Here is a 490-nt window from a genome sequence, read left to right as displayed (position 1 = left end):
GTACTTGAAGCTGCGGTTGACGATGTCGACGCCTTTGGCCAGCAGGGCCTTGTAGCCCGAGTAGTCGTCGCAGACCAGCGCACCGCGCCATTCGCCCAGGAAGTCCTGCGCATGCTGGCCGGCCCGGCTGTCGGCGAAGTCGTAGACCACGGCCTTCATGCCTTCGAAGGCGCCTGGGGTGTAGGCCCACAGATAGGCACGATGCGTCTTGCCCGTGCCGGGCTTAAGCATTGCCACCGGGGTCTCGTCGGCATGCAGTACGCCGTGAGCGAGGATTGCGCCCTTGAGTGCGTCGACCAGGGGTTGCAGGCGTACGCCACAGGCGCCGACCCACGCACCAAGCGTCGAGCGCGGGATGGCCAGGCCGGCACGCCCGAAGATGATTTCCTGGCGGTACAGCGGAAGGTGGTCAGCGTACTTGGCCACCATCACCTGCGCCAGGAGGCCGGCGGTGGGGATGCCCTTGTCGATCACCTGGGCCGGCACCGGC

At 66.9% G+C, this 490-nt stretch carries 1 protein-coding gene; it reads right to left on the bottom strand.

Annotation, left to right across the window (positions count from 1 at the left end):
* Window positions 1–490, bottom strand: a 490-nt coding sequence (locus CVH10_RS17230) for a transposase (RefSeq protein WP_146142976.1), incomplete at both ends; no start/stop codon positions are given.

The organism is Halomonas sp. ND22Bw, assembly GCF_003011945.1.
In the GTDB taxonomy this organism is placed as follows: Bacteria; Pseudomonadota; Gammaproteobacteria; order Pseudomonadales; family Halomonadaceae; genus Halomonas; species Halomonas halophila.
The sequence above is the reverse complement of the archived record's forward strand: the minus strand, read 5'-3'. Positions and strand labels throughout refer to the sequence as shown.